6 protein-coding genes are annotated in these 8,543 nt (G+C 45.0%); all 6 read right to left on the reverse strand.

Annotated elements, in window-relative coordinates:
* Nucleotides 1-33 precede the first annotated feature (33 nt).
* The 6 genes from QTN94_RS06430 to QTN94_RS06455 all read right to left on the reverse strand — a co-directional run bounded on the left by QTN94_RS06430 (nt 34) and on the right by QTN94_RS06455 (nt 8,256).
* Entirely contained in the window at nt 34-3,867 is a 3,834-nt protein-coding gene (locus QTN94_RS06430; RefSeq protein ID WP_331427222.1) for a beta strand repeat-containing protein, read from the reverse strand.
* Between the two features lie 26 nt (nt 3,868-3,893).
* Nucleotides 3,894-4,442, reverse strand: coding sequence for a hypothetical protein (locus QTN94_RS06435; protein WP_331427223.1), 549 nt, complete (start codon nt 4,440-4,442; stop codon nt 3,894-3,896).
* A 246-nt stretch (nt 4,443-4,688) separates the two neighbouring features.
* Nucleotides 4,689-5,438 (reverse strand): phosphate ABC transporter ATP-binding protein PstB, encoded by a 750-nt coding sequence (pstB, locus tag QTN94_RS06440; RefSeq protein WP_331418155.1) that lies wholly within the window; start codon nt 5,436-5,438, stop codon nt 4,689-4,691.
* Between the two features lie 51 nt (nt 5,439-5,489).
* Nucleotides 5,490-6,353: a phosphate ABC transporter permease PstA gene (pstA, locus tag QTN94_RS06445; RefSeq protein WP_331427228.1), complete on the reverse strand. Its 864-nt coding sequence runs from the start codon at nt 6,351-6,353 to the stop codon at nt 5,490-5,492.
* Nucleotides 6,354-6,403: 50 nt separating this feature from the next.
* Complete coding sequence (pstC, locus tag QTN94_RS06450) at nt 6,404-7,333, reverse strand: phosphate ABC transporter permease subunit PstC (protein WP_331427224.1); 930 nt, start codon at nt 7,331-7,333, stop codon at nt 6,404-6,406.
* 101 nt (nt 7,334-7,434) lie between these two features.
* On the reverse strand, nt 7,435-8,256 hold the full coding sequence (locus tag QTN94_RS06455) for a phosphate ABC transporter substrate-binding protein (protein ID WP_331427225.1): 822 nt from the start codon (nt 8,254-8,256) through the stop codon (nt 7,435-7,437).
* Nucleotides 8,257-8,543 lie beyond the last annotated feature (287 nt).

The raw sequence follows: 8,543 nt of genomic DNA on the forward strand, positions 1-8,543 counted from the left end.
CGAAGAGGGCATTTCGATATTTACACCATGTCGTTAGTTGCCGCGTGAAGCGACAAGCGTAACATTGTTGCTTTGCAAGTTGCCTAAGCCTGATGCTACGTTAACGCCGATAACACCTTTAGCACCGTTATAGCTGTTTGTGATTGTCGCTGTATTGCCTACGCTGACCAGGTCACTGTTAGTACCAGTACCGTTATCAGACACTGCAAACTTACTTAGCTGTACACTCTCAACAGTAAGACCAGCGAATTCAGCCATGCCGTCCACATTGACTGCGCCAGTTGTTGTTCTGGTTGCAGCTCCATTGGCAAACGAACCTTGAATGTTAGCTGCTACAGCCGGACCAGAGGTATTGCCATCAGCTATTTGCATTGCAACATTATTGCTTTGACCATTCGCAACACCGACCGCCATGTTGGTACCAATCACACCCGTCGCACCGTTGAATGCATTGCTACCAAGTACTGCTGTATAAGCACCTGTGGCGTTGTAATTTACTTCATTAATAACCGCCGCTTGAACATTAATTGCGCCGGTAGGAGCCCCTGCGTTTGTACCCGTTACTGAAGCCGCAACATTGTTTGCCTGAGCATTTAACTGGCCTGAAGCTATATTGACACCTAGGATGCCTTTCGCGTCTTTAAATGAGTTCGACAGAGTCGCTTCACTTGCAAACAGCTCATTAGTCACAGTCATTGGATTGTTGGTACCCGTATTACCAGTACCTGCACCATTTAGCTGCGCGCCAATAACCTGAGCACTACCCGCAACCGCTACTGACGGCTGACCATCGTTTGAAGAAAGTGCTACGTTGTTGGTTTGAGCGTTTGCCTGACCAGAAGACACGTTCGCGCCAACAATGCCTTTAGTACCATTATTGAACGATTCGGTTAGTGTCGCGCTATTTTCGAAACCACTTCCTAGCGATACATCCACTTCATCGAACTCTTGCAGACTAACTGCCGCCGCTGCTAATGTGCCATCTTGCGCACCGGATTGACCGTCAGCCGCCATCGCCACATTGTTCGATTGCGCGTTAGCCTGCCCAGCAGTAACGTTAGCACCAATTACACCACTTGCTTTAGCAAACGAACCTGTAAGTGTTGCAACATTTTCCGAAACCGTATCACTCGCTCCTAACGTCACATCACTACCATCAATCTCTTGAATGCTTGCCGCTAGCACACCACTAAAGCTTGATGTCGTGTCAATACCGTCCTGTTTAGAGAATGGGTTAGTTTCACCACCGCCAGAGCCATTACTAATTGCCACATTGTTAGCTTGCGCGTTAGTTTGGCCTGAAGACAGGTTAACTCCAACAACACCCGACACACCTGTGAATGAGCCAGCTAGCGTTGCTTGGTTCGAAACGGCAATGCCTTCTTGGATATCCGAAATGGTATTATTACTGATGACATCCTGATTTGATGCGGCAATAACTGAGCCAGCTCCCGCACCGTCATCCGATGACTCATCTAAAGCAATAGCGACGTTATTCGCTTGAGCATTGCCTTGACCTGCTGCGTTATTCACGCCAACCACGCCAGATGCTCCATTAGTGAATGAGCTCTTAATTGACGCTGTATTGCTGATAGGAGCTTCGCTACCTTGATCGATGTTATTAGTATTCCCAACAACCGATTGATCTGAGCTAGCTTTGGCTTTGATTAAATCGCCCTGAGAGTCATCTTGCTGATTGCTTGCATATAAACCAAGTGCAACGTTGTTACTTGCTGCATTAGCTTGGCCCGACGTGACGTTCACGCCAACCACACCACTGACTCCACCCTTAAACGAACCATCAATCGATGCATTGTTATCGATATAGCCATTACCACTTGCAAAGACATCATTTGAAGTCACGGCTTGCTCACTGGTTGCTTCAACTTGAAGTGCATCTGCTGTAGATTCATTCTGGTCGTTATACGAAGCCAAGGCGACGTTATTAGATTGCACATTCGACTGACCTGACGCCACATTGACACCCATGATGCCTGAAACGTCACTCGAGAAGTTAGAACTAATAGTTGCGCTTGACGTTAAGTCCGATTCACTGTCCGGTGAAATGTTTGACTGAGTGACGTTTTGTGTACTCTCCGCCACTGCTTCAGAAGAGTCGACATCACCGTATGCACTGCTCATTGCAACATTGTTGGTTTGAGCATTGCCTTGACCTGCTGCGATATTCGCGCCAGTAATACCGGTAATATTATCTAGTGCATTACCAGTTAATGTCGCGTTTGAAGTTGCTTCGTAGTTCCCCGCTCCCTCTGTCGCCATGGCGTTGCCTGAAACTGTTTGCTCAGAATTAGCCTTAACAATTCCACTAGTTCCAGACTGTGAGTCTATCCATCTTGCAACTGAGGCAACACTCACCTGGTTAGACTGGGCATTGAACTGACCAGCTGCAGCGTTAGCGCCTACGATGCCTTGTGAACCAGAGAAAGAACCTTTATTAATAGTGGCATTGTTGGTCACCTGACCAAAGCTATCGTCTTGCGTCTGAGTTAATGTATTAGATGTGACAGATTGAGTTGACGATGCAACCACACTGACAGCATCAACAGGTCCGTTACCATTAGGCTCAGTCACCGCTACCGCAACGTTGTTGGTTTGAGCATTATTTTGTCCCGCGGCAGCGTTAGCACCAACGATACCATTCGCACCAACAAAACTCTTTGAAATAGTGGCATCATTGGTTGATGGGTTATTGTTGTTACCATCGTTATTGGTATAGCTTACAGAGTTGTTTTGTACACTTTGCTCGGCAAGGGCATTGACGTTGACTGTACTACCAGTATCTGGATCAGGTAGCGCCGTCACACCTAGCGATACATTGTTACTTTGTGCATTAAGATCGCCGGAAGCCACGTTAAGACCGAAAATGCCTTTCACAGCGTTAAACACATTATCGATCAGTGAAGTGTTGTTTTGGAATTGATGCGGGTCGCCATCAACAGTTACACTATTTCCATCCAGAGTCTGTTTACCTTTCGATGTCAGAGTAACGCTTGTCACTTCAGTCTGGTTATCTAAAGGTTGCTTGTTGTTAGTGTTAGCAGGTAGTCCATCAACACCTAATGTCTCACCAATATTTGCAGCTGGATTTCCTTCAGAAGGATCACCTGAACCAACAGTAACAAAGTTGGCTAAAGCGACAGAGTTCGCTTGTTGGTTAGCCATTCCTGAAGTAACGTTAGCCCCACCAATGCCATTAGCACCTTTAAACGCGCCACCCTGAACTTTTGCGACATTGTCCGCACCCAGTGAGTTCACCGTGTTTCCTTCAACCTCACCACCATCAGTGCGGGCAAGTCCAAGGTATTGTTCAGAGGCTGCTGTCAATGTTAGTTCGCTAGCATCTTCGGCATTACCCATAGCAACATTATTGGTCTGCAAGTTTGATACACCCGCAGCAACGTTTGTGCCGATAACGCCTTTGGCACCCTTAAATGCACCGTCTAAAGTTGCACTGTTGTCATTATCGCCACCAAAGTCTTTTTTCATCGACAGGTTTTCACCACTGCTGGCTTGCGCAGAGCCAGCTCTAACTGAAGCAGCCTCATCTAAATTACCTTCAGCACGTGTACCCATAGAGGCTTGGTTGCTACCTTGGTTATAAAATCCCGCAGCAACGTTTGAATGCACAACCCCTCTTGCATCATCAAATGCACCACTGCTTAATGAGGCGTTATTTGTGATTCCCGTATCGGAAACACCTGGAGCATTAAATGTTACATCCACCCAGTTGTCCGCAGAAACCTGTAAATTATTGGCCTCTACTTCAAGCCCATCTGCATAGGCAGGCGCAGATAGGATCGTTCCGATGATTACCGCTAACGGTACCTTATTCCATTGTTTTTCCATGGTGTTTTTTCCTCATTTCATTGAGATTAATTTATGGTTGTTGGCATTTGGAATGTATTGCGCACGGTATTGCCACTACCGGCGATTTGGCTCATTTGAATAACTCCGCTAGCTCCGTTTAGAGCAAGTGGAGCGATGTCGACTGAAAGGTCATCACCTTTCTCTGAATATCCTCTATCAGAGATCGCTGCTGACTGAGAGCTGAGATCAGCCACTTCCCAGCTCACTTCAGAGCTAGGGGCGAAAATGATGATGTTGTGCTGTTGATTACTGTTACCAGCCGCTAGGTTGGCACTGATATAGCCACCAGCACTATCGAATGCAGCTGATTCAATAGACGCCGAAGCAGAAGAAGCGATCTTTGAACTTTGTGTTGAAGAGATGATAGTTAACTCATAGTCACCCTGAACTGAGTAGACAAAGTTACTGCTTTGAACATTGTGCTCACCAGCAGCGATATTGACGGCAATAGCCCCTTCCGCCCCTTGAAACGTAGACGGACCTAAAGTGACTAACTCTTGTGCTGAGAGTTGAAGGCTAAATAAACTTGTTATTATCAGAATTACTTTTTGCATTATCCCTAACCTGAAGCCAATTCGGATTCACATTAGGTAGAGCAACGCTCATGCCAAAAAATAAACAACTAAAAATCAACATCTTATGATAGAAACTTAGATATACCAGTCTCAGATGAGACAGTGTAGTGAGACAGGTGAGACACATGTGAAACAGCCATTTCTTTCTTAAAGACATAAAAAAGCCCCTCAAATGAGGGGCAAAGTTCCATCGCTTATAGTTATAATTTTTGTGCCAGTAACTGGTTAGCCGAAGTCACCATTGACATAACCTCTTGTGCGGTCGTCTTTTGGCTCACTGAAAATAATCTGCGTATCATTGTGTTCTACAAGTTCACCCATGAGGAAGAAGGCCGTGCGATCTGAGATTCGACGCGCTTGTTGCATTGAGTGAGTCACGATGACAATGGTGTAGTTCTTTTTCAGCTCTTCCATCAACTCTTCTATTTTGTGCGTCGCGATTGGGTCTAAGGCTGAAGTAGGTTCATCCATCAGAATAACATCAGGTTCCATCGCAATGGTACGTGCGATACAAAGACGTTGCTGCTGGCCACCAGACAAGCCAAACGCATGGGACTTAAGACGATCTTTCACTTCATCCCACAACGCCGCGCCGCGCAATGAACGTTCGACCACTTCATCAATATGCTTTTTGTCTTTAATCCCCTGAGCACGTAAGCCATAAGCGACATTTTCGTAGATGCTCATTGGGAATGGATTTGGCTTTTGGAACACCATTCCTACTTTTATACGTAGGTCTGCAACATCGATATTACCGTAGATATCGTCGCCATCCATCTCTAGACGACCGGTAATCTTAACCCCTTCAATCAGATCGTTCATACGGTTAAGGCAGCGTAATAATGTTGACTTACCACAGCCAGAAGGACCAATCAGCGCCGTTACCTGACGTTCTGGTACAGGTAAGTTAATCGATTTTAGGGCTTGGTTTTCACCATAAAAAAGATCTAGGTTTTCAATATAAAATTTGTTCATTTTCTTAATCTCTTAAATTCTGTAATTCGTGTTTAACTTGTGCTGAAAGGGTTAATACGTCGCTTTATTAAAGTAGCTCGCAATAAATTTCGTTGCCGTATTGATCAGTAAGACCACAACAATCAGCACTGTCGCTGTACCGTATGCCTGATTCCACTCATCAATAGTGAACAGCTCGGTAGTTAGCTTATAAAGGTGAACCGTCAGCGTGCGTCCCGAATCCAGTAAAGAATCAGGGATTCGCGCAACCATACCTGCTGTTAAGAAAACAGGCGCAGATTCACCAATTACACGACCAATACTCAGAATGACCGAAGTTAAGATACCTGGTGTCGCACTTGGTAAGATAAGACGCCAAATAGTGTAAATTTTTGAAGATCCCAATGCATAAGAGCCTTCACGATAAGTTTGAGGCACTGCCATGAGTGCTTCTTCCGTAGTACGGATAATCACCGGAAGAATAAGAATACTTAGAGTCAAAGCACCCGATAGAATCGAGAAACCCAAGCCAAGGATCGCCACAAAGAATGTCATACCAAATAGACCAAAGATGATCGATGGAATACCTGCTAATGACTCGGTACAGAAACGAATTACTTTAACTAGACGACTTCCGACTTTGGCATACTCAGTTAGGTAGATTGCCGTCATAATGCCAAGTGGTGCAGCTACAGCGATCGATGCGATGACCATATATATGGTCGACACAATCATAGGAAAAATACCTTTCTCCTCACCCGTTGCGGTGTAGCTATCGCTAATGAATGCCCAATCTACGTGCTTTAGCCCGTTCGACAGAATGTACCAAATAATCCAAAACAGGAATCCAACGGTAAGTGCGGCAGAAGCCCAAACAAAAGCATTCAAGATATTATCTTTTGTCTGACGCGCCTTTTTCAGCTTTGCAGTGTCCATTTGCGAGACCTTTGACTGATTAGGTGATGATTTAATAACAGACATGATTATTACCTCGCCTTCTCGCGGTTCAGGTAAAGCAGAACGGCATTAAGAGACATAATAAATACCAGTAGAACAACACCTGTAGCGTATAGAGCGTTGGCGTGTACACCACTTGCGTAAGACATTTCGATTGCAATATTAGCAGTCAGTGTACGTGCTGAATCGAGGATACCTTCTGGCATCGCAGGGGCGTTACCCATCACCATAATGATCGCCATTGTTTCACCTAACGCTCGGCCGATACCTAATATCACACCTGTCATAATACCGCTACGCGCAGCTGGAACTAGCAGTTTGAAAATAGTAAATATTTTCGAGGCACCAAGTGCTAATGAGCCTTCTTTGTAGGTACGTGGAACCGCACGAATGGACGTTTCAGATACGGTGATAACAGTAGGAAGAATCATCACACCAAGTACGATAATACCCGCCAAAATCGTGTTACCCGCAGGCACATCAAAGATTTCTTGAATCAGCGGAACGATGATGACCAAACCAAAGAAACCATAAACCACAGAAGGGATGCCCGCGAGTAGCTCTACCGCAGGGCGAATAATATCCGCCACACGCTTTGGTGCGATTTCAGCAATATAGATTGCCGTTAAAACACCGATAGGAACCCCTACCACAACCGCACCTAAGGTAGAAACCACAGAGGCGACAATCATGGTTGCCACACCATACAGTGCAGGTGGTAACCAATCTTGTCCAAGCACGATGCCAGAAGCACCCGCTTCTTGGAACGCAGGGATACTTTCTTTAACGATGAAGTAAGCGATAACCGCTAGAGAGACAATACCGATAACCGCACTGGTAAGAAATAGTCCGTGGAAAATTCGTTCTTTCCAATCCACACGCTTTTTAGCGCGCAGACCTGGCTTATTCAATTGAGTCAATTCAGTATTCATAAGCTTTTCACTATTTGCGATGGTCATATGAAAATCTCGCAGTTCGAGCTGCAAAGCAGAGTCGAAATGGATTGAAAACGCTCAGCCCGAAAAAGTCGGCTGAGCAAAGTTAAGGGGGCCAACTGAGATTAGTTAACTGAGATGTAGCCTTTTTTGCCTACTAGATTTTGTGCTTCAGGCGTCACCATCCAATCTAGGAACTTTTGAGTTTCTGCTGATGGTTTACCTTCTTTGTAAAGAACTAGGAATGGGCGTGCAACTTTATAAGAGCCGTTCTTAACATTGTCCACATTTGCCGGTACACCATCGATTGAGAGTGCATTGACTGTGTTATCTACTGTACCCAAAGAGATATAACCAATCGCGTAAGGGTTTGAAGCAACCATTGTTTTTAGTGCACCGTTACCATTTGCCACTTGTGCACGCTGAGAGATTGCAGAAACACTCTTACCAGAAACTTTCTTCTTAAGTTGCATGATGTCTTCGAAAGCACCACGTGTGCCAGACGCTGTATCACGAGTGATCGCGACGATTGGCTTATCTGCACCACCAACATCTTTCCAGTTAGTGATTTCGCCTTTATAAATAGCCGTTACTTGTTCGCCAGTTAACATTTCTAAACCATTCTTTGGGTTAACGACAACTGCGATGCCGTCTAGCGCGATTATTAATTCTTTAAGAGCAGGTTCTTTTTCAGAATCTTTTAGGTTACGCGAAGACATGCCTAAATCCGCGCTGCCATTTTTGGCCGCTTTAACACCCGCAGAAGAACCAGGTCCTTGTACTTCAATAAAGATGTTTGGGTTTGTTTTCATGTATGTTTCAGAGAAAACTTCCATCAGTGGAGTTACGCTGCTAGAACCTACAGCAGAGATCGTTTCCTTAGCAGAAACTGAAGTCACTGCCATTGCGCCTAGAAGTGCGATTGCACCGATTACTGTCTTTTTCATCACATTATCCTTAAGTGGCGTTATTGCCGTTGTGTTTAACTTGAACGCTGCCCACTTTAGGACTCAAATATGACAGTTGTGTTTCACTTAGTTGAAGCCTCTATGACAAAGGTGAAAATCTTTCAATACTCAAAATAAAACCTGATTACCCCCGACTTTCAGCCATACTAAAAGCGTCTATACTTAATGTATTGTTATGGGAGGGTTTGGTATGCCAAAGAATCAGATTCAATTCCAAGGTGGGATTTCTATTCCTCGATTTCTAAGTCTTTATGGCACAGAAGAAC

It is taken from the genome of Vibrio sp. M250220, assembly GCF_036533795.1.
Lineage (GTDB): Bacteria > Pseudomonadota > Gammaproteobacteria > Enterobacterales > Vibrionaceae > Vibrio.

What these genes read in the sequence shown, in the direction of transcription:
- QTN94_RS06430 (WP_331427222.1), bottom strand. Translation starts at nt 3,867, where the DNA reads ATGGAAAAACAATGGAATAAGGTACCGTTAGCGGTAATCATCGGAACG.
- QTN94_RS06435 (WP_331427223.1), bottom strand. Translation starts at nt 4,442, where the DNA reads ATGCAAAAAGTAATTCTGATAATAACAAGTTTATTTAGCCTTCAACTC.
- pstB (WP_331418155.1), bottom strand. Translation starts at nt 5,438, where the DNA reads ATGAACAAATTTTATATTGAAAACCTAGATCTTTTTTATGGTGAAAAC.
- pstA (WP_331427228.1), bottom strand. Translation starts at nt 6,353, where the DNA reads ATGGACACTGCAAAGCTGAAAAAGGCGCGTCAGACAAAAGATAATATC.
- pstC (WP_331427224.1), bottom strand. Translation starts at nt 7,333, where the DNA reads ATGACCATCGCAAATAGTGAAAAGCTTATGAATACTGAATTGACTCAA.
- QTN94_RS06455 (WP_331427225.1), bottom strand. Translation starts at nt 8,256, where the DNA reads ATGAAAAAGACAGTAATCGGTGCAATCGCACTTCTAGGCGCAATGGCA.